This is a genomic window from Streptomyces eurythermus (assembly GCF_014649115.1).
GTDB lineage: Bacteria > Actinomycetota > Actinomycetes > Streptomycetales > Streptomycetaceae > Streptomyces > Streptomyces eurythermus.
In genome coordinates, this window is sequence record NZ_BMSK01000012.1 from 89,481 (window position 1) to 109,242 (window position 19,762).

Genomic DNA, 19,762 nt, shown 5'->3' on the forward strand with positions numbered 1-19,762 from the left:
GGCCCAGGGCCGAGTCCCGCGGAGGAACCGTGACCACCACGCTCGCGGGCGGACGTGCCGCCCGCCGCCAGACCACGCGCCGCGTCCGCCCACGCCGCTCCCCGGCCGCCCTGCTGCTGCTCGCCGCCGGGGCGGGCGCGGCGGCCGTGCTGTGGCTGTGGTGGCACACCACGCCCGCCGTCGCCGACGACACCGGCCGGATCCTGGGCGCGGGCCGGATCACCGGCCTGCTGGCCGGCTATCTGATGGCGCTCGTCGTCCTCCAGACGGCGCGCGTGCCGGCGCTGGAGCGGCGGGTCGGCTCCGACCGGGTGGCCCGCTGGCACGCCATGACCGGCCGGTACACGCTGAGCCTGGTCGTGGCGCACGTCTTCCTCACCATGTGGGGGTACGCGCGTCAGGCCGGCCGGTCGCCCGTCGGCGTCCTGGCGCAGACCGCCGAGTCCGTCGACCGGCTCCCGGACCTCGGGAAGGCGGCCGTCGGCACGGGCCTGTTCGTGGTCATCGGGCTGACGTCGGTCGGCCCGGTCCGCCGCCGGCTGCCGTACGACGTCTGGTACCACCTCCACCTGCTGACGTACGCGGCGGTGTTCCTGACGTTCTGGCACCAGATCACCGCCGGCAACGACTTCGCGGTGGAGCCCACCGCCAGGACCTTCTGGTACGGCCTGTACGGCACGGTCACCGCGCTGGTCGTCCGGTACCGCGTCCTCGCCCCGATCCGGCTGAACCTCCGGCACCGGCCGCGCGTGACGGCGGTCGTCGAGGAGGCGCCCGGCATCGTGTCGGTGCTGATCGGCGGGCGCCGGCTGCACCGGATGGGCGCGGAGGCGGGCCAGTTCTTCCGCTGGCGCTTCCTCGCCCCGGGGCTGCGCTTCAGCTCGCACCCGTACTCGCTGTCGGCCCCGCCGCGCCCGGACACGCTGCGGATCACGGTGAAGGCGAACGGCGACCACAGTGCCCGGCTGCGGGAGCTGGCGCCCGGCACCCGGGTGTGGGCGGAGGGCCCGTACGGCGCCCTGACCGCGGGGCGCCGCAGCCGGGGCAAGGTGCTGCTGGTCGCGGGCGGGGTGGGCATCACGCCGATGCGCGCCCTGTTCGAGACGCTGCCGGGGGCCGCCGGGGACCTCACCCTGCTGTACCGGGCCGGCACCACCCGGGACCTGGCGCTGTGGGACGAACTGGCGGCGATCGCGAAGCAGCGGGGCGCCCGGCTGATGTACGCCGTGAACAGCCCCGACGGCGAGCGCCCCGACATCTCCGCGCAGACCCTGCGGCGGAGGATCCCGGACCTGGACCGGCACGACGTGTTCCTGTGCGGTCCGCCCGGGTTCGCCCGGTCGGTGTACGAGGCACTGCGCGGGGCGGGGGTTCCCGCCCGCCGTATCCACCACGAGTCGTTCGAGATGTGAGCGGAGCCGCGAGAGCGATGAGGAAGAGCCACCCCGTACGGCGGACCGTGCTGGCCGCCGCCGCGACCGTGTCCGGTGTCGTCCTGCTGCTGTCACTGAAACCGGCGTCGGATCCGGCCACCGCCCCGGCGGCGGGCGCGGCCCCGGGACGGCCGGCGGCGGGGGCGTCCGCCCCGGCCGGGGCGCGCACGGTCACCGGAGAGGCGGTGCGCACGCCGTACGGGCCGGTGCGGGTGCGGATCACGGTCGCCGCCGGGAGGATCGTCCGGGCGGAGGCGGTCCAGGCGCCCTCGGGCGGCCTGAGCGGCCGCAAGACGGAGCTGGCCGTGCCCCGGCTCGGCCGGGAGGCGGTGGCGGCGGGGACCGCGGACATCGACACCGTCTCCGGTGCCACCTACACCAGCACCGGCTACCGGCGGTCCTTGCAGTCGGCCCTGGACCGGGCCGGTGGCTGATCCGGTGTCCGGCCCGGTGCGGCACACGGAGGAGGTCATGGGGACGGTCTTCTCCTTCGACGTGCGCGGCGGGGACCCGCCGGCGGTCCGCGCGGCGCTGGCGGAGGCCGTGGGCGCACTGCACGGGGCCGACGCCGTGTTCAGCACCTACCGCGAGGACAGCGAGGTGTCGCGGCTGGGCCGGGGCGAGCTGGAACTCTCCGGGTGTGCCCCCGAGGTGGCGGAGGTGCTGCGGCTGGCGGCTCGGGCGGAGCGGGTGAGCGGGGGCTGGTTCAGCGCCCGGTACCGGGGCACGCCGGACCCCACCGGCATCGTCAAGGGCTGGGCGGCCGAGCGGGCGGCACGGCGACTGGCGGCGGTGGACGGGGTGCGCGGGGTCGGCGTCAACGGGGGCGGGGACGTCCAGCTGCTGGGCGCGCCGGAACCGGGGCGGGCCTGGCGGGTGGGGGTGGCCGATCCGCTGCGGGCCGGGGGGCTGGCGGCGGTGGTCTCGGCGGGCCGGGCCCGGGAGTGGGCGGTGGCCACGTCCGGTACGGCGGAGCGGGGCGCGCACATCGTGGATCCGCGGACCGGCCGTCCGGCGGTGACGGATCTGGTCTCGGTGACGGTGGTCGGGCCCGGCCTCACGTTCGCCGACTGCTGGGCCACGGCCGCGTTCGCGATGGGCGCGCGGAAGGGCCTGGCCTGGCTGGAGACCCTGCCGGACACGGAGGGCCTCCTGATCACGACGGACGGGGAGGTACGGTGCACGGCGGGCCTGGGGGCGTGGCTGGGCTGAACGGCGGCTCGGCAGCGCCCCCGAGGAGCGCGGGGAACCGCGCGATCAGCCGCCACGGGCCCGCACCCGGCGACCCCCCGCCGCCATCGCCCTCAGTGGCCGTTCTGGGCCAGCCGCAGCAAGTGGTCCGCCAGGGCCTGCCCCCCGGTGGGATTCCGGCTGATCAGCAGCAACGTGTCGTCACCGGCGATGGTGCCCAGGATGTCGTGGAGTTCGGCCTGGTCGATGGCGGAGGCGAGGAACTGCGCGGCGCCGGGGGGCGTGCGCAGGACCACGAGGTTCGCCGAGGCCTCCGCGGAGATCAGCAGCTCCTGGGAGAGCCGCCGCATCCGCTCCTCCTTCGCCGACTCCCCCAGCGGCGCGCGCGGGGTACGGAAACCGCCCTCGCTCGGCACCGCGTAGATCAGGTCGCCGTCGGTGTTGCGGATCTTGACCGCGTTCAGCTCGTCGAGATCCCGGCTGAGCGTCGCCTGCGTCACGCTCAGCCCGTCGTCGGCGAGCAGCTTCGCGAGCTGGCTCTGCGACCGCACCGGCTGCCGGTTGAGAATGTCCACGATCCGGCGGTGCCGTGCGGTGCGGGTCTGCGGCACGGCGGGCCCGGCCCCCGCGCCCTGCTCGTGGTCCTGCGCCTCGCTCATCGTCGTCTCATTCTCCGGATCGTCCGTCCCCATCCACAGGGCCCGCTGCGTCGAGGATGCCGGGCAGCGCCCCGAGCAGCGCGTCCACCTCGTCGTCGCGCAGATTCAGCGGCGGCATGAGCCGTACGACGTCCGGGGCGGGCGCGTTCACCAGGAACCCGGCCTCCTGGGCCGCCGCCTGCGCCTGCGGCGCGCGCGGCCCGGTGAGCACGATACCCAGGAGCAGGCCCGCACCCCGGACACCCTGGACCAGCGGGTGGTTCAGCGCCTCGATTCCCTCCCGCAGCCGCTCGCTCTGCCGCTTGACGTTGTCCAGCAGGCCCTCGTCCTCGATGGTGTCGAGCACGGCGAGTCCGGCGGCGCAGGCGACCGGGTTGCCGCCGAACGTGGTCCCGTGGTGACCCGGCCGGAGCAGTTCGGCGGCCCGGCCGAAGGCCACGGTCGCGCCGAGCGGCAGCCCGCCGCCGAGCTGCTTGGCGAGGGTGACGACATCGGGCAGCACGCCCTCGTGGGCCTGGTACTCGAACCAGGTGCCGGTCCGGCCGATGCCGGTCTGCACCTCGTCCAGGACCAGCAGCGCGCCGGTGGCCGCGGTGATCGCGCGGGCGGCCTTGAGATAGCCGGCCGGGGGCACGACCACACCGTTCTCGCCCTGGATCGGCTCGATGACCACCAGGGCGGTGTCCTCCGTGACGGCGGCGGCCAGCGCCTGGGCGTCGCCGTAGGGGACGTGGGTGACCTCGCCGGGCAGCGGCCGGAACGGGTCCTGCTTGGCGGGCTGGCCGGTGAGCGCGAGGGCGCCCATGGTCCGGCCGTGGAAGCCGCCGTCGGTGGCGACCACATGCGTGCGCCCGGTCAGCCGGCCGATCTTGAAGGCGGCCTCGTTGGCCTCGGCGCCGGAGTTGCAGAAGAAGACCCGGCCGTCCCGGCCGAAGAGGCGCAGGAGCCGTTCGGCGAGGGCGACGGTGGGCTCGGCCATGAAGAAGTTGGAGATGTGGCCGAGGGAGGCGATCTGCCCGCTGACGGCGGCGACGACGGCGGGGTGGGCGTGGCCGAGCGCGTTGGTGGCGATACCGCCGACGAAGTCCAGGTACTCCCGGCCCTCGGCGTCCCACACCCGGGTGCCCGCACCGCGGACGAGGGGCAGGCGCGGGGTGCCGTAGTTGTTCATGAGCGCGCCCTGCCACCGCGCGGTCAGTTCCTGGTTGCTCATGACTCCCCCTGTTCGTCGGGCACGACCATGGTGCCGATGCCTTCGTCGGTGAAGATCTCCAGCAGGATCGAGTGCTGTACCCGGCCGTCGATGACGCGGGCGGTGTGCACGCCGTTGCGCACGGCGTGCAGGCAGCCCTCCATCTTGGGCACCATGCCGGCGCTCAGGCCGGGCAGCAGCTTCTCCAGCTGGGAGGCGGTGAGGCGGCTGATCACCTCGTCGGAGTGGGGCCAGTCCACGTAGAGCCCCTCGACGTCGGTGAGGACCATCAGGGTCTCGGCGCCGAGGGCGGCGGCGAGTGCCGCGGCGGCCGTGTCGGCGTTGACGTTGTAGACGTGTCCGTCGTCCTCGGAGCGGGCGATGGAGGAGACGACCGGGATGCGGCCGTCGGCCAGCAGGGCCGCTATGGCGCCGGTGTCGATGGCGGTGATCTCCCCGACCCGCCCGATGTCGACCGGCTCCCCGTCGATCTCGGGGGTGTGCCGGGTGGCGCTGATGGTGTGCGCGTCCTCGCCGGTGAGACCGACGGCGAGCGGGCCGTGCCGGTTGAGCAGGCCGACCAGCTCGCGCTGCACCTGCCCGGCGAGCACCATCCGTACGACGTCCATGGCGTCCTCGGTGGTGACGCGCAGGCCCGCCTTGAACTCGCTGGCGATGCCGTGCTTGTCGAGGGCGGCGCTGATCTGCGGGCCGCCGCCGTGCACGACGACCGGCTTGAGCCCGGCGTGGTGCAGGAAGACGACGTCCTGGGCGAAGGCGGCCTTCAGTTCCTCGTCCACCATGGCGTTGCCGCCGAACTTGATGACGACGACCTTGCCGTGGTGCCGGGTGAGCCAGGGCAGCGCCTCGATGAGGATGCGGGCCTTGGGCAGCGCGGTGTGCTTACGGGTTGTCATGAGGAGTAGGCGCTGTTCTCGTGGACGTAGTCGGCGGTCAGGTCGTTGGTCCAGATGGTCGCGGTCTCGGTGCCCGCGGCCAGGTCGGCGACGATGTGCACCTCGCGGTAGCGCATGTCGACCAGGTCGCGGTCCTCGCCGACGGAGCCGCTCTTGCACACCCAGACGCCGTTGATGGCGACGTTGAGTCGGTCGGGTTCGAAGGCGGCCCGGGTGGTGCCGATCGCGGAGAGCACCCGGCCCCAGTTGGGGTCCTCGCCGTGGATCGCACACTTGAGGAGGTTGTTGCGGGCGATGGAGCGGCCCACCTCGACGGCGTCCTCCTCGGTCGCCGCGTTGATCACCTCGACCTTGATCTCCTTGCTGGCACCCTCGGCGTCGCCGATGAGCTGCCGGCCGAGGTCGTCGCAGACCTGGCGTACGGCCTCGGCGAACTCGTCGTGGTCGGGGGTGATCCCGGAGGAGCCGGAGGCGAGCAGCAGCACGGTGTCGTTGGTGGACATGCAGCCGTCGGAGTCGACGCGGTCGAAGGTGACCCGGGTGGCCGCGCGCAGCGCCTTGTCCAGCACCTCGCTCTCCAGGTCGGCGTCGGTGGTGAGGACGACCAGCATGGTGGCGAGGCCGGGGGCGAGCATGCCGGCGCCCTTGGCCATGCCGCCGACGGTCCAGCCGGACCGTGTCACCACGGACGTCTTGTGGACGGTGTCGGTGGTCTTGATGGCGATGGCGGCCTTCTCGCCGCCGTGCTCGCTCAAGGAGGCGGCGGCCGTCTCCACGCCCGCCAGGACCTTGTCCATGGGCAGCTGGACGCCGATCAGGCCGGTGGAGCAGACGGCGACCTCGACGGCGCCCCGGCCGAGCACCTCGGCGGTCTTCTCGGCGGTGGCGTGGGTGTCCTGGAAGCCCTTCGGTCCGGTGCAGGCGTTGGCACCGCCGGAGTTGAGGACGACGACCGAGACCTGACCGCTCTTGAGGACCTGCTCCGACCACAGCACCGGGGCCGCCTTGACGCGGTTGGAGGTGAAGACGCCCGCGGCGGCACGGCGGGGCCCGTTGTTGACCACCAGGGCCAGGTCGGGGTTGCCGTTGTCCTTGATCCCGGCGGCGATCCCCGCCGCCGTGAATCCCTTGGCTGCCGTGACGCTCACTGCATCTCCTTGTTCGCTTCTCCGCCCGTGCAGCGCAGCGGTGCGGCCATCGTCGTCGTCTGCGGCCCGGTGGCCGCACGCGCGTCGCTCACGGTGCGACTCCGATCGTGGAAAGCCCCATGGTCTCCGGGAGACCGAGGGCGAGGTTCATGCTCTGGACGGCACCTCCGGCGGTGCCCTTGGTCAGGTTGTCGATGGCGCTGATCGCGATGACCCGGTCCACGGCGGCGTCGTAGGCGACCTGCACCTGGACGGCATTGGAGCCGTGGACGGACGCCGTGGCGGGCCACTGGCCCTCGGGGAGCAGCTGGATGAACGGCTCGTCGGCGTACGCCTTCTCGTAGGCGGCGCGGACGCTGTCGGCCGTCACGCCGGCGACGGCGGACGCGCTGCACGTGGCGAGGATCCCGCGGGGCATCGGGGCCAGGGTCGGGGTGAAGGAGACCCGCACGGGTTCCCCGGCGACGGCGCTGAGGTTCTGGATCATCTCGGGGGTGTGCCGGTGGCCGCCGCCGACGCCGTACGGCGACATGGAGCCCATGACCTCGCTGCCCAGCAGATGCGGCTTGGGGGCCTTGCCCGCGCCGGAGGTGCCGGACGCGGCGACGATCACCGCCTCGGGCTCGACGAGGCCGGCCGCGTAGGCCGGGAACAGGGCGAGGGAGACGGCGGTGGGGTAGCAACCGGGCACCGCGACGCGCTTGGACCCCTCCAGCGCGGCGCGGGCGCCCGGGAGTTCGGGGAGGCCGTAGGGCCAGGTGCCGGCGTGCGGGGAGCCGTAGAACCGCTCCCAGTCGCCCGGGTCCTTCAGCCGGAAGTCGGCGCCCATGTCGATCACCAGGACATCGGGGCCGAGCTGTTCGGCGACGGCCGCGGACTGGCCGTGCGGCAGCGCGAGGAAGACCACGTCGTGCCCGGCGAGGACCTCGGGCGTGGTCTCGGCGAGCACCCGGCCGGCCAGCGGCAGCAGGTGCGGCTGGAGCGCGCCGAGCCGCTGCCCGGCGTTGGAGTTCCCGGTCAGGGCACCGATCTCGACCTCGGGGTGTGCGAGGAGCAGCCGCAGGACCTCTCCGCCCGCGTATCCGCTCGCTCCGGCCACCGCCGCACGTACTGCCATGTCCATCCTCCTCCTGATGGCATGACTATACGTATCGCTGCACGTTTATGCAATGGACTTGGGGAGCATCACCCAGCGGGAGACGACGAAGGTGACCGGGATCGCCGCGGCGGACGCGACCAGCGGGGCGAAGCGGCTCCCGGCGTGCAGGACGTCCACGATCAGGTACACCCCGGCCGTCGTGATCAGGAAGTTGGTGACGTTCGTCAGCGGGAACAGCAGGAATTTCCGCCAGGTGGGCGGGGTCCGGTAAGTGAAGCGGGCGTTCAGGAAAAAGGAGCCGACCATGGCGAGCGTGAAGGCCAGGATGTGCGCCGCGAGATACGGCAGGCCGGTCAGGAACAACAGGTAAAGACAGTAGTAGGTCGCCGTATTGACGACACCGACCGCCGCGAAGGTCAGTATCTGCCGCATCAGGGAATGAGGTCCTTCGTCCGTTCCACATTGGTAGCCTTCACCAGGAAGTGCGGACGCCTCTTCACCTCGTAGTAGATGCGGCCGGTGTACTCCCCGATGACTCCCAGCATGACCATCTGGACGCCCGCGAGGGCGGTCACGGCGGTGATGATGGTCACATAGCCGGGCGTCTGGACGCCGTGGACCAGCGCGGCGCCCACGATCCACGCGGTGTACGCCCCCGCGCACAGCAGCAGGGCCACCCCGAGCCAGAGGGCGGCACGCAGCGGGCGGTTGTTGAAGGACAGCAGGCCGTCGAGGCCGTAGTTGAGCAGTCCGCGCAGGTTCCAGGAGCTGCGGCCGGCCTCGCGGACGGCGTTCTCGTACTCGAAGGTGGTGCTCGGGAAGCCCACCCAGGCGAACAGGCCCTTGGAGAAGCGGTTGTACTCGGTCAGGTCCAGCACCGCGTCCACCACCCGGCGCGACAGCAGCCGGAAGTCCCCGACGCCGTCCACGAGTTCGACGTCGACCAGGCGGTTGACGAGCCGGTAGTACAAGCGCGCGGTGAGGGTCCGGGTCAGCCGGTCGCCGGTGCGGGTGCGCCGGGCGATGACCTGGTCGTGGCCCTGTTCGCGCAGTTCCACCATGCGCTTGATCAGCGCCGGCGGGTGCTGGAGGTCGGCGTCCATGACGATCACCGAGTCGCCCGAGGCGTGCCGCAGTCCGGCGAGCAGGGCCGCCTCCTTGCCGAAGTTGCGGCTGAAGGAGACGTAGCGCACCCGGGCGTCGCCCGCGGCCAGCTCCTTCAGGACGGCGAGCGTACGGTCCCGGCTGCCGTCGTCGACGTAGACGAACTCCATGTCGTGGCCGAGGGGCAGCAGCTCCTCGGCGACCTTCTGGACCTCCTCGTGGAAGCGGGCGAGGACGTCCTGCTCGTTGTAGCAGGGCGCGACGATGGATATCAGCATGGTGGTCTCCCCCTGGGCGCGATCAGTGAGCGGTGGTCACCCGCTCGCGCGGTGATGTGGTCGTGGGCGGCAGCGGCGCGCGTCGGCGGCGCAGGGCGGCAGCGGCGGTCAGCACGGCGAGGACGAGCAGCGAGGCGCCCCCGACCGCCGTGCCGAGCCGCAGGCCGGGCGGGTGGAAGGTGCAGGTCACGCTGGTGGACTCGGGGTCGAGGGGAACGGCGATCAGGCCGTGGTACTCCCCCGCCGGCCGCTGCGGTCGGTCCCCGGCGGCGCACCGCCAGCCGGCGATGCGGGGCACGGCGAGGACCGCGAGGCCCCGGCTCCCGGCGGGCAGCCGGGCGTGCACGGTGCCGTCGGAGACGGTGACGTCCCTCGCCCCGCCGGCCGTCAGGCGCGCGGCGGCGGTGCGCAGCCGGCCGGTGTCCAGGCAGCCGATCGCGCCGGGCGGGATGCTGCCGGGCCGGCTCGGCGTGAGCCGGACGGTCAGCCGCCCGGAGGCGGGGGCGGTGCCGAGCGGGGCCAGGGCGGCGCGGCTGCGGGTGTCCCTGGCGTTGAAGAGCGTGGCGGCGCCGTCGGCGAGCCGGGCGGTGCCGGAGTAGTGCGGGGCCCACAGGTGGACCTGGGTGCCCGCCGGGCAGCGGGCGGTGATCACCGGCCGCGTCCGGGCGGTGCCGGCGCCGGTGCGGCGGTCCGGCAGCGGCCGGCCGGAGTCGTCCCGCACGGCGAGCGGCGGGACGGTGTAGACGCGGCTGCCGAGCAGGATCTCCTGGTTGCGGTAGGGCGAGTCGCCGAAGGGCCGGTTGTCCGGGCGGGGCCGCACGGTCACCAGGGGCGGCACGTCCCGCCGGGTCAGGTGCGCCGGGTACGCGGCGGGCGGGGAGTGCCGCTGGTGCGGGTCGGGCGGGGAGTGCACCCGGGCGCCGACGGAGAAGAGCACGTCCGTGACGGCGTTGTCGAGGCTCTGCACGCTGCGTCCCCGGGAGGTCCAGCCGCCGCCGAGCGCGGTCAGGGTACGGCTGAGGACGTCGGAGGTCAGGCTGCTGTAGTACTGGGCGCCCTCGCCGCCCACCAGCAGCGGGTCGTTGCCGACCGTCTGTTCCCGGCCGGGGTCGGTGCGGTGGCGGGGCCAGTCGTCGGCCTCGGCGATCAGCGCGGACTGCCTCTCCTGCCGCCCGCCCCAGGGCGCGTAGTCGTCCAGGCGCGCGAGGTGCAGCCGGGTGGTGACGGCCGTGGTGGCGGCGCTCTCCCCCGCCTGCGCGCCGAGCAGCAGGGCGACGGCCAGTCCGGCGAGCGGCCCGCGCCGCCCGGCGCGGGCCAGCAGCACGAGGCCGCCGAGCGCGCCGGCGACGGCGAGCAGGAGCACCGGCCAGGTGAGCGGCCGTAGCACGGTGCTGGGGCCGGCGAGGGCGGTGATCAGGGCGAACAGCGCGGCGGCCGGGCCGAGGGCGCGCGGGCCGGGCGGGCCGTGGGACAGGGTGTGCCAGGCGGCGATGACGAGGAGTCCGCAGACGACGAAGGTCTGCCGGTAGGGGCTGCCCTGCGGGGTGGCGAAGGCGTGCCAGACCAGATGGGTGGGCGCCCACTGCAGGGACAGCACGGCCAGCAGCACCAGGGCGGTCCAGCCGGCCCGTTCCCGCCCGGGGACGGCCCGGTGGAAGGGCAGGGCGAGGGCGAGCAGCAGCGCGGTGGTGCCGACGTACAGGGCCGGGGAGCCCCAGCCGTACGACGTCGGCAGCAGCCGGGCGAGCACGTCCTCGGCCGGCACCGGGGAGAAGGCGCGCGCCCGGCCCGGGTAGGCGTGCCGGGTGCCGAAGTAGACGGTCAGCACCAGCGGGGCGGCGAGGCCCGTCCCGAGGACGGTGGTCAGGACGGCGCGGCCGGCCGTGGCGAGGGCCTGCCGGCGCGGCGGCCGGGTGAGCACCAGCCGGAGCAGCAGCACCAGGGCGGCGCCGAGGGTGGCCATGTAGGCGGTGTAGAAGTTGGCGGTCCAGGCGAGCGCGACGACGAGCACGCCGGGCAGGAACCGGCGTCCGGTGCGCGCCCATTCGCCGACCAGGCACAGCAGGGGCAGGGCGATCAGCCCGTCCAGCCACATCGGGTTGTAGTCGGCGTCGGCGAGGGTCCAGCCGCACAGCGCGTACGAGGCGCCGAGCAGGCCCGCCGCCCACCAGCGGCCGGGGCGGAGGGCGAGCAGCAGCCCGGTCATGGCCGCGGCGGCGCAGGCGATCTTCAGGACGGTGATCACATACACCGCGAGGTCGATCTCGTCGCGCGGGAAGAGGGCGACCAGCAGGGCGAACGGGCTGCCGAGGTAGGTGCCGAGGTCGGGCAGGAAGGAGGCGCCGTAGCCGGACTGCCAGTTGACGAGGAGGCCGCCCTCGGCCCTGCCGTGCAGCAGGTCCCACAGGTGGGCGTGGAAGGGCACGAACTGGTTACCCAGGTCGTTGACGCTCCGGGTGCGCGGGCCGAAGGGGTAGCTGCGCGCGAGCGCGTCACCGGCGCAGAACGCGGTGACCGCGAGGGCGGCGGCGAGCAGGCAGGCGGCCCGCCCCGGCCGGGACATCGCTTTCACACGCGGTTCCCGTCCGGGTGCGGCCACGGCTTCCGCCCGGCATTGCCGGGCGCGTCCGGTGGAGTGCTGCGCTGCATTTTCGGTGTCCTCACAGAATGCGTACCCCGTCTGTTCGCGGTCTTAGACGGAGCGCGTTTCCGATTGGTTGTGCGCTCACCGAAAAATGGAGCGACTTTCTCCGGACCGGGGAAACACCGAGTGAATTTGATGACCGGCCGGGTAATTTTGAATTTACGACAGGTGTTTTTCAGGTGAACCGGACTTGCGGGCCGCGTAGGCCCGGGCCGCGCGGACCCGGTTGCCGCACTTGGTGGTGCACCAGCGGCGGGCGCCGTGGGAGCGCAGGAACCAGCGGGCGCAGCCCCGGGCGGCGCACTCGGTGAGCTGGGCGGCGTCGGCGCCGGTGAGCAGGTCGGTGGCGTCCTCGGCGAGCAGGGAGAGCGCGGCGGCGGCCGGGTTGCCGGCGTCGGGGAGGTCGGCGCGGCGGGGCCCGTCGGCACCCCAGGCCAGGCGGGGGGTGGCGGGGGCGGCGGCGAGGGCGGCGTTCAGGGTGTCCAGGGCGTCGCCGGGCGGCCGCATCCCGGCGGCCCGGGCGGCGAAGAGGGCCCGCAGCGCCTCGCGCAGGGCCCGCAGCCGGCCGGACTGGCGGCCGTTCAGCTCCACCGGGTCGGGCAGCAGGGCGTGCCGGACCAGCCACAGGTGCGCGGCGCCGGTGTCGTCGAGCAGGTCGACCGGGCCGTGGCTGACGGTGAACCGGGTGTTGACCAGCGCCAGCGAGGCGTACCGGTCCTCGCCCGGGACCGGGAGCTGGTGCAGATAGACGGGGGTCTCGTGCTCCACGGTCACATCCTAGCCATCTCTCACGGCAATTCTTGCAGTTCTACGTGAGGAAGGCTTAACGTGCCTCACGGGGAACCATTCAAAAAACCGTGAGAGGTGACCGTCGTGGCCTTCGATGTGGACGCGCTGCGCAAGGACTTCCCGATCCTGGGACGCACGGTGGCGAGCGGCGCGCCGCTGGTCTACCTGGACTCCGGGGCCACCACCCAGAAACCGCTCCAGGTGCTGGACGCGGAGCGGGACTTCTACCTCACCCGCAACGCCGCCGTGCACCGCGGGGCGCACCAGCTGGCCGGCGAGGCCACGGAGGCCTACGAGCAGGCGCGGCACACGGTCGCCCGGTTCATCGGCGCCGCAGACGACGAGGTGGTCTTCACCAAGAACACCACCGAGGCGGTCAACCTCGTCGCGTACGCGCTCGGCAACGCCGGCCGGATCGGGCCCGGCGACCGGATCGTGGTGACGGAGATGGAGCACCACGCGAACCTGGTGCCCTGGCAGCAGCTGGCCGCCCGGACGGGCGCCACGCTGGACTGGTTCGGCCTGACCGACGACGGCCGGCTGGACCTGACCCGGGCGGACGAGCTGCTGGACGAGCGGACCAAGGTGCTCGCCCTCACCCACCAGTCCAATGTGCTCGGCACCCTGAACCCGGTGCGGGAGCTGGCCGACCGGGCGCACGCGGCCGGGGCGCTGGTGGTGGTGGACGGCGCCCAGTCGGTGCCGCACCGCCCGGTGGACGTGACGGAGCTGGGCGCGGACTTCCTGGCCTTCTCCGGGCACAAGATGCTCGGCCCGAACGGCATCGGTGTGCTGTGGGGCCGCGCGGAGCTGCTGGCCGGGCTGCCGCCGTTCCTGACCGGCGGCTCGATGATCGAGATCGTGGAGATGGACCGCACCACGTTCCTGCCGCCGCCGCAGCGCTTCGAGGCGGGCGTGCCGATGACCGCGCAGGCGGTGGGGCTCGCGGCGGCGGTGGACTACCTGGAGCGGCTGGGCATGGCGGAGGTCGCGGCCCACGAGGACACGCTCACCGCCCGCGCCCTGGCCCTGCTCGCCGAGGTGCCGGGGGTGCGGATCGTCGGCCCGGGCGACCTCACCGACCGGGGCTCGGCCGTCTCCTTCACCGTGGACGGCGTCCACCCGCACGACGTCGGGCAGGTGCTGGACGAGCGGGGCGTCGCCGTCCGCGTCGGCCACCACTGCGCCCGGCCGCTCGCCCGGCGGTTCGGCGTCCCGGCGACCACCCGGGCGAGCTTCTACGTCTACAACACCCCTCAGGAGGTCGACGCGCTGGTGGCGGGGGTGCGGGCGGCCCAGCGGTACTTCGGGGTCTGAGCCGCCCACCCGCTCCTACCGCTGCTTGATCCTGAGGAAGGTGACGGAGTTCGCCGGGAAGGTGTACGTGAACTTCCCCGCGACCCCGGTGACGGTGGACGTGCGCGGGGCGACCGCCGTGGACGTCTCGGAGTTCACCGCGTCCGGCGCGGCGGCGAGCGTGGTCGCCCTGGCCCGGGACGCGACCTCGGCGCCGCCGAGGTCGATGGCGGTACGGGCGGCGGCGGACTGGGCGTTGACGACCTTGACGATCAGCTCGCCGGTCTTCGCGTCGCGCGTGACGACCTGGCGGAACGGCTCGGCCGGCTTGTCGTCGGTGAAGCCGCCCCACTCCTTACCGTCGAGGTAGAGGGTGACCTGGCGGCCGCGCACCTTGACGTCGATGTCGTAGGCGCGGCCGGTTTCGACCGAGCCCGCCTTGGTCATCAGCGTGGACTTGCCGCCGTCCACGGCCTGCTCGACGGCCGACTGGGTGTTGTTCCAGCCGCCGAGGTTCCACCAGAAATAGTTGCCGGTGTCCTTGACGCCGAAGGCGACGAGGAAGCCCTCCTTGCCGGACTTCTTGGTGGCCTTCACGTGCAGGTCGTAGTCGTGCCAGGACGGGTCGCCGGCCTGGACCATGGTGTTCTCGGCGGTGTCGTCGGTCTGGACGTACCGGCCGTCCTGGACGGTCCAGCTGCCGGCCCCGGTGTGGGTCCACTTCGAGGCGTCACCGGAGAAGTCGTCGGCGAGCAGCGGGGAGCCGTCGGCGCCGGTGACCCGTACGTCGTCGAAGGCGGCGCCGGTGTTCCAGGTGGACAGCCCGACCGCGCCGGTGATGGGCCCGCTGACGCCCGGGGTGCCGGTGGCCGTGCTCGGCACCACCCGGTCGCCCACGTTGGTCATGAACAGCTTCTGCACCTCGTAGTTGGCCGAGCCCCAGGAGGCGTGGTTGTTGAACCACACCAGGTCCGGGCGCCACTGGACGTAGTCCTCGTTGGCGAACAGCGGGGCGTAGGAGGCGAGCTGGACCACGTCCGCGTTGCGTTCCAGGCCGGTCATGAAGGCCGCCTCGGCGAGGCCGTTCTTGAAGGCGTTGCCCTGGGAGGCGTACTCGCCGAGGAAGACCTTGGGGCCCTGGCGGTCGTAGGAGTCGTAGCGGTCGTTGTTCCGCAGGAACCACTGCGGGCTGTTGTAGTAGTGCTCGTCGACCATGTCGACCCCGGCGTCCCGGTTGAGTTTCCAGGCGGTGTCGAAGGTCGTGCCGGAGTCGTCCGGGCCGGAGTTGGAGAGGACCTTCATGTACGGGTATTTCGCCTGGACGGCCGCGCGGAACCGCTGGAAGCGGGCGAAGAACTCGGCGGGCAGGTTCTCCTCGTTGCCGACCTCGATGTGGGTGAGGTGGAAGGGCTTGGGGTGGCCCATCCGCGCCCGCACCTTGCCCCAGGTGGAGGTGGCCGGGCCGTTGGCGAACTCGATGAGGTCCAGGGTGTCCTGGATGTGCCGCTCGAGCAGGGCGTCGTCGGCGACGGCCTGGTTCTGGCCGCAGCCGGTCACCAGGGCGGGTACGACGGGCAGCGGCATGGCGCCGATGTCCTCGGCGAACCGGAAGTACTCGTAGTAGCCGAGGCCGTAACTCTGGTTGTAACCCCAGAAGTTGGCGTTGGTGGCGCGCTGTTCGACCGGGCCGACGGTGTCCTTCCACTGGTAGGAGCGCTTGCGCTGCCAGCCGGACGCCTCGCTGTAGTCCCGCATGGAGCCGGTGTTGACCAGGCAGCCGCCGGGGAAGCGGACGAAGCCCGGGCGCAGGGCGGCGACCTTCTCGGCGAGGTCCTTGCGCAGGCCGTTGGGCTCGTGCTTGTAGGTGTCGCGCGGGAAGAGGGACACCATGTCCAGGGCGGCGGCGCCGTCGGCGGCCACGGTGAGCCGGCCCGTGGCGCTGGTCCGGGTGGCGGTGAAGGTGGCCTTGTACTTGGCCCAGCCGTTCTTCTTCACGGCGATCCGCCGGGCGGTGGCGAGCGGGCCGCCGGAGTCCTGGAGGGAGACGGTGAGCGTGGCACCGGCCTCGGCGCGGGCCCACACCGAGAAGTCGTACGTCTCGCCGTCCCGTACGGCGATGCCGGTGTTGTAGCCGGCGTTGGTGACGGACGAACCGGCGGCGAGCGCCAGGTAGGTGCGGTTGCGTTCGTTGAGCCGGCCGGAGTCGTCCACCGCCCGGGCGGTGCCGGAGACCGTCCAGGAGGTCAGCGGGGTGTAGGAGGCGTTGTCGGCCGTCGTGTACTCGAAGGACCGGTTCTGGACGAGTTCGGCGTACAGGCCGCCGTCTGCGGCGCGGTTGATGTCCTCGAAGAAGACCCCGTACATGGTGCGGGGGATCGCCGGACCGGTGGCGGAGGGGTCGACGCTGATCGCGTAGTCGGTGACCTCCTCGGCGTGGGCCGGGGCGGGGAGGGCGGCCGTGGCGAGCAGGACGGCGCCCGCGCCCAGGCCGAGTCTGTAGCGGGTGGTGCGTGACATGGATACTCCGCGGCTCGTTGTTCGAAATATCAGACATTGGTCAGCACTTCGAACGGCAAGATAGGGAAGGGGTATGAGCACGTCAATGGGGCGGACCGAGACCGCACGGAACGAGGGGCAGGCCGTAAATGGGTGAGGACGAGTTCTGGCCGGTGGCCGACCCGCTGGCCTACCTGTCCGGTCGCTGGCGCGTCGAGCGCGCGGTGCGGGATCTGGCGAGCGGGGACGAGGGCCGCTTCACCGGGACCACCGTCTTCGGCCCGCTGGACGGCGGCGGACTGCTGCACGAGGAGTCCGGCGTCTTCACCTGGCGCGGGGTGGCCCGGCCGGCCACCCGGACCCTGCGGTTCCTGCCGGGGCCCGTGCCGGGCCGGGTGGACGTGCGCTTCGCGGACGGGCGGCCCTTCCACGACCTGGACCTGACCCGGGGCCGGTACATCGCCGACCACCCCTGCGCGGCCGACCTCTACCGGGGCGAGTTCACCGTCCTGGACGCCGGCCGCTGGCGCACGGTGTGGCGGGTCGGCGGCCCGGCGAAGGACCTGGAGCTCACCACGGACTACACCCGCGAGGAGCCCGCCGGGGACCGCCCCCGCGAGGACTGAGCCGGGCGCTCACTCGAAGGAGTGCGCCATGTACATCTCCGGGCGGTCCAGCGGCCGGAAGCCCAGCCTGGCGTACACCTCGTGCGCGTCCTCGGTGGCGAGCAGCAGCCGGCGCAGCCCGAGGGGCGCCAGGTGGTCGCGGATCCGGCCGACGAACGCCGTGCCCACGCCCTTGCCGCGCACCGAGGGGTCCACGTACACATCGGCGAGCCAGGCGAACAGCGCCCGGTCGGTGACCACGCGCGCGTACGCCACCTGCTCCCCCGACGCCGTGGCGTAGACCCCGAAGTTCAGCGAGGACGCCATCGCCCGCTCATGCTGCTCGCGGGGCCGGCCGTGCGCCCAGTACGTGTCGGACGACAGCCAGCCGTGCACGCGGTCGACGTCGACGCGGGCGGGGTCGGCGGAGAACTCGTAGCCCTCGGGGAGGTCGGGACTCTCGGGGAGGTCGGGGCCGCCGGGGTGGTCGGGACCCTCGGGGAGGTCCGGTGCATCGCTCATACGACGATCCTCACAGCCCACGCTCCGCACGGACCAGCGGTTTTCACCGCACCTCCTCGTACGCCGCCCGCAGTCGCCGCGTCCCCTCCGTGATCTCGCCGGTGCCGGCCACCGCCGCGAAGCTCAGCCGGAGGTGGCCGGCGGGCGGTTCGGCGCTGAAGTAGGGGCGGCCGGGGGTGAGGGCGACGCCCGCGCGGAGCGCCGCCGCGGTCAGCGCGGCCTCGTCCAGCCCGTCGGGCAGCCGCAGCCACAGGTGGTAGCCGCCGGTCGGGATGTGCGGCAGGGCCAGCTCGGGCAGCTCCCGGGCGAGCGCGCCCGTCATGACGTCGCGGCGGGTCTTCAGCTCGGCCGACAGCGCCCGCAGATGGCGCGGCCAGGCCGGCGAGCCGACGAGTTCGAGGGCGGCCTCCTGAAGCGGGCGGGGCACGAAGAAGCTGTCCACCACCTGGATCGCGCGCAGGCGTTCCAGCACCGGCCCGCGCGCGGCCAGCGCGCTCACCCGGAAGCTGGGTGAGGTCGCCTTGGTGAGCGAGCCGACGTGCACCACCACCCCGTCCGGGTCGTCGGCGGCCAGCGGGCGGGGCAGCGGCCCGGCGTCGGCGTGCACGAGGCGGCGCACGAAGTCGTCCTCGACGACGAACGCCCCGGCCTCGCGGGCGATGCGCAGCACCTCGGCGCGCCGGGCGGGGGCCAGCACGGCACCGGTCGGGTTCTGGAACAGCGGCTGGCAGACGAAGACCCGGGCGCCGGTGGCCTGGAAGGCGTCCGCGAGCAGGTCGGGGCGGACCCCGTCGGGGTCCACGGGCACCGGGACCGGCCGCAGCCCGGCCGCGCGGGCGAGGGCCAGCATGCCCGGGTAGGTGGGCGACTCCACCAGCACCGGGGCACCGGGCGGGGCGAGCGCGCGCAGGGCGGTGGCCAGGGCTGCCTGACCGCCCGCGGCGATCAGCACCTCGGCGGCGGTGACGGCGCCGCCGATCCCGCGCGCGAACCACTCCCGCAGCTCCGGCAGCCCCTCCAGCGGCGGCCGCTCCCAGGCGCCGGGCCGCCGGCCGGCCCGGGCCAGGGCCGCCGCCATGGCCCGCTCCGGTTGCAGGGAGGGGTGCGGATAGCCGCCGCTGAACTCCAGCACCCCGGGAGGCGGGACGGACAGCGAGACGGTGACGCCCGAGGCGTCCACCGTGCGCGGGACGAGGTCGGCCGCACCGTCGGCGCTGAGGGCGACCTCCTGCCAGGAGGTGTCCCCGGCAGGGCCCTCCGGCCGGTGCGGCCGGGCGCGGAAGGCACCGGCGCCGGGGCGGGTGACCACCAGCCCCTCGGCGGCGAGCTGGGCGAGGGCCCGGGAGACGGTCACCGGGCTGACCCGGAACCGCTCGACCAGGGCCCTGCTCGACGGGAGCTTTCCACCAGGAGAGTAGCGGTCCAGCTCCCTCCGGAGCTGTTCTGCCAGTTCTCCCACGCTGCTACGCTGTTGCATGAGAACACAGAGTAGCGCTACTACCGCGAGCCCGATAGCAGTCACCGCCCCCGGTGACCTGCGGGGCCTGGGCACCGTCCAGGCCGGCCTCGGCGTGATCGCCTTCTCGCTGACCTTTCCCTCCACCGCCTGGGGCCTGGAGAGCTTCGGCCCGTGGTCGCTGGTGGCGGTGCGCGGGGTCCTCGCCGCGATCGTGGCCGGGGGCTGCCTGCTGGCGCTGCGGGTACGGCTCCCGGCGCGCCGCCATCTGGCCGGGCTGGCCGTGGTCGCCGCCGGTGTGGTGCTGGGCTTCCCGATGCTGACCACGCTCGCGCTGGAGACGTCCACCACCTCCCACGCGGCCGTCGTGGTGGGGCTGCTGCCGCTGACCACCGCCGTGTTCTCGGCCCTGCGCACCGGAGCCCGGCCCTCCCGCCGGTTCTGGCTGGCGGCCGTGGCGGGCGCGGCGGCCGTCATCACCTTCACCCTCACCCAGAGCGGCGGCGCGCTCACCACGGCCGACGGGTATCTCTTCGGGGCGCTGCTGGTGTGCGCGGCCGGCTACACCGAGGGCGGCCGGCTGGCCCGGGTCATGCCCGGCTGGCAGGTCATCGGCTGGGCGCTGGTGCTGTGTCTGCCGCTGAGCGTGCCGGCCGCCGCGGTGGCGCTGGCGTACGAACCCGTGCACCTGACCGGGCACGGCGTCGCCGGGCTGCTGTGGGTGGCCCTGGGCTCGCAGTTCCTCGGTCTGGTCGTCTGGTACCGGGGCATGGCGGCCATCGGCATCCCGAAGGCCAGTCAGTTGCAGTTGGCCCAGCCCCTGCTCACACTGGTGTGGTCGGCGCTGCTGCTGGGCGAACACTTCACGGTGGCCGCACCGCTGACCGCCGTGGCCGTGCTCGTGTGCATCGCCGTCACGCAGCGGTCGTGAGC

General features: G+C 73.5%; 17 protein-coding genes and 1 pseudogene. 6 read left to right on the forward strand and 12 right to left on the reverse strand.

The window, feature by feature from the left end; genetic code table 11:
• Positions 1-29 precede the first annotated feature (29 nt).
• From IE251_RS23100 to IE251_RS23110, 3 genes and pseudogenes are all read left to right on the forward strand, one after another.
• Positions 30-1,412, forward strand: coding sequence for a ferredoxin reductase family protein (locus IE251_RS23100; protein WP_189754920.1), 1,383 nt, complete (start codon positions 30-32; stop codon positions 1,410-1,412).
• Between the two features lie 17 nt (positions 1,413-1,429).
• Positions 1,430-1,858: pseudogene (locus IE251_RS23105) on the forward strand (FMN-binding protein); the annotation flags it as partial.
• A gap of 46 nt (positions 1,859-1,904) precedes the next feature.
• Complete coding sequence (locus tag IE251_RS23110; RefSeq protein ID WP_189755097.1) at positions 1,905-2,645, forward strand: FAD:protein FMN transferase; 741 nt, start codon at positions 1,905-1,907, stop codon at positions 2,643-2,645.
• A gap of 92 nt (positions 2,646-2,737) precedes the next feature.
• On the opposite strand, the gene IE251_RS23115 is transcribed toward IE251_RS23110, so the two are convergent.
• From IE251_RS23115 to IE251_RS23155, 9 genes are all read right to left on the reverse strand, one after another.
• Positions 2,738-3,283: an arginine repressor gene (locus tag IE251_RS23115; RefSeq protein ID WP_030781162.1), complete on the reverse strand. Its 546-nt coding sequence runs from the start codon at positions 3,281-3,283 to the stop codon at positions 2,738-2,740.
• Positions 3,284-3,290: 7 nt separating this feature from the next.
• On the reverse strand, positions 3,291-4,496 hold the full coding sequence (locus tag IE251_RS23120) for an acetylornithine transaminase (RefSeq protein ID WP_189754921.1): 1,206 nt from the start codon (positions 4,494-4,496) through the stop codon (positions 3,291-3,293).
• The gene (argB, locus tag IE251_RS23125) at positions 4,493-5,392 is read right to left on the reverse strand and encodes an acetylglutamate kinase (RefSeq protein ID WP_189754922.1); all 900 of its coding nucleotides are present in this window, start codon (positions 5,390-5,392) and stop codon (positions 4,493-4,495) included. The genes IE251_RS23120 and argB overlap by 4 nt, the downstream gene beginning before the upstream one ends.
• Complete coding sequence (argJ, locus tag IE251_RS23130) at positions 5,389-6,540, reverse strand: bifunctional glutamate N-acetyltransferase/amino-acid acetyltransferase ArgJ (protein WP_189754923.1); 1,152 nt, start codon at positions 6,538-6,540, stop codon at positions 5,389-5,391. Before argJ ends, argB begins: the two co-directional genes overlap by 4 nt.
• Before the next feature lie 88 nt (positions 6,541-6,628).
• Positions 6,629-7,657 (reverse strand): N-acetyl-gamma-glutamyl-phosphate reductase, encoded by a 1,029-nt coding sequence (gene argC, locus IE251_RS23135; protein ID WP_189754924.1) that lies wholly within the window; start codon positions 7,655-7,657, stop codon positions 6,629-6,631.
• Between the two features lie 45 nt (positions 7,658-7,702).
• Positions 7,703-8,071 (reverse strand): GtrA family protein, encoded by a 369-nt coding sequence (locus IE251_RS23140; protein ID WP_189754925.1) that lies wholly within the window; start codon positions 8,069-8,071, stop codon positions 7,703-7,705.
• Positions 8,071-9,021: a glycosyltransferase family 2 protein gene (locus tag IE251_RS23145; protein WP_189754926.1), complete on the reverse strand. Its 951-nt coding sequence runs from the start codon at positions 9,019-9,021 to the stop codon at positions 8,071-8,073. The genes IE251_RS23140 and IE251_RS23145 overlap by 1 nt, the downstream gene beginning before the upstream one ends.
• Before the next feature lie 22 nt (positions 9,022-9,043).
• Complete coding sequence (locus tag IE251_RS23150; protein WP_189755098.1) at positions 9,044-11,584, reverse strand: YfhO family protein; 2,541 nt, start codon at positions 11,582-11,584, stop codon at positions 9,044-9,046.
• Positions 11,585-11,824: 240 nt separating this feature from the next.
• Entirely contained in the window at positions 11,825-12,433 is a 609-nt protein-coding gene (locus IE251_RS23155) for an ABATE domain-containing protein (RefSeq protein WP_189754927.1), read from the reverse strand.
• Between the two features lie 105 nt (positions 12,434-12,538).
• Here IE251_RS23155 and IE251_RS23160 point away from each other — a divergent pair, with 105 nt between their 5' ends.
• Positions 12,539-13,771 (forward strand): cysteine desulfurase, encoded by a 1,233-nt coding sequence (locus tag IE251_RS23160; protein ID WP_189754928.1) that lies wholly within the window; start codon positions 12,539-12,541, stop codon positions 13,769-13,771.
• A 15-nt stretch (positions 13,772-13,786) separates the two neighbouring features.
• Here IE251_RS23160 and IE251_RS23165 read toward each other — a convergent pair whose 3' ends face one another.
• On the reverse strand, positions 13,787-16,267 hold the full coding sequence (locus tag IE251_RS23165; protein ID WP_189754929.1) for an alpha-L-arabinofuranosidase family protein: 2,481 nt from the start codon (positions 16,265-16,267) through the stop codon (positions 13,787-13,789).
• A gap of 128 nt (positions 16,268-16,395) precedes the next feature.
• Here IE251_RS23165 and IE251_RS23170 point away from each other — a divergent pair, with 128 nt between their 5' ends.
• Positions 16,396-16,872, forward strand: a complete 477-nt coding sequence (locus IE251_RS23170; protein WP_189754930.1) for a DUF6314 family protein — start codon at positions 16,396-16,398, stop codon at positions 16,870-16,872.
• Between the two features lie 9 nt (positions 16,873-16,881).
• On the opposite strand, the gene IE251_RS23175 is transcribed toward IE251_RS23170, so the two are convergent.
• Positions 16,882-17,373, reverse strand: coding sequence for a GNAT family N-acetyltransferase (locus IE251_RS23175; RefSeq protein WP_189754931.1), 492 nt, complete (start codon positions 17,371-17,373; stop codon positions 16,882-16,884).
• Between the two features lie 43 nt (positions 17,374-17,416).
• Positions 17,417-18,850, reverse strand: a complete 1,434-nt coding sequence (locus IE251_RS23180) for an aminotransferase-like domain-containing protein (RefSeq protein ID WP_189754932.1) — start codon at positions 18,848-18,850, stop codon at positions 17,417-17,419.
• Here IE251_RS23180 and IE251_RS23185 point away from each other — a divergent pair.
• Positions 18,849-19,760: a DMT family transporter gene (locus IE251_RS23185; RefSeq protein ID WP_189754933.1), complete on the forward strand. Its 912-nt coding sequence runs from the start codon at positions 18,849-18,851 to the stop codon at positions 19,758-19,760. The genes IE251_RS23180 and IE251_RS23185 overlap by 2 nt on opposite strands.
• Positions 19,761-19,762 lie beyond the last annotated feature (2 nt).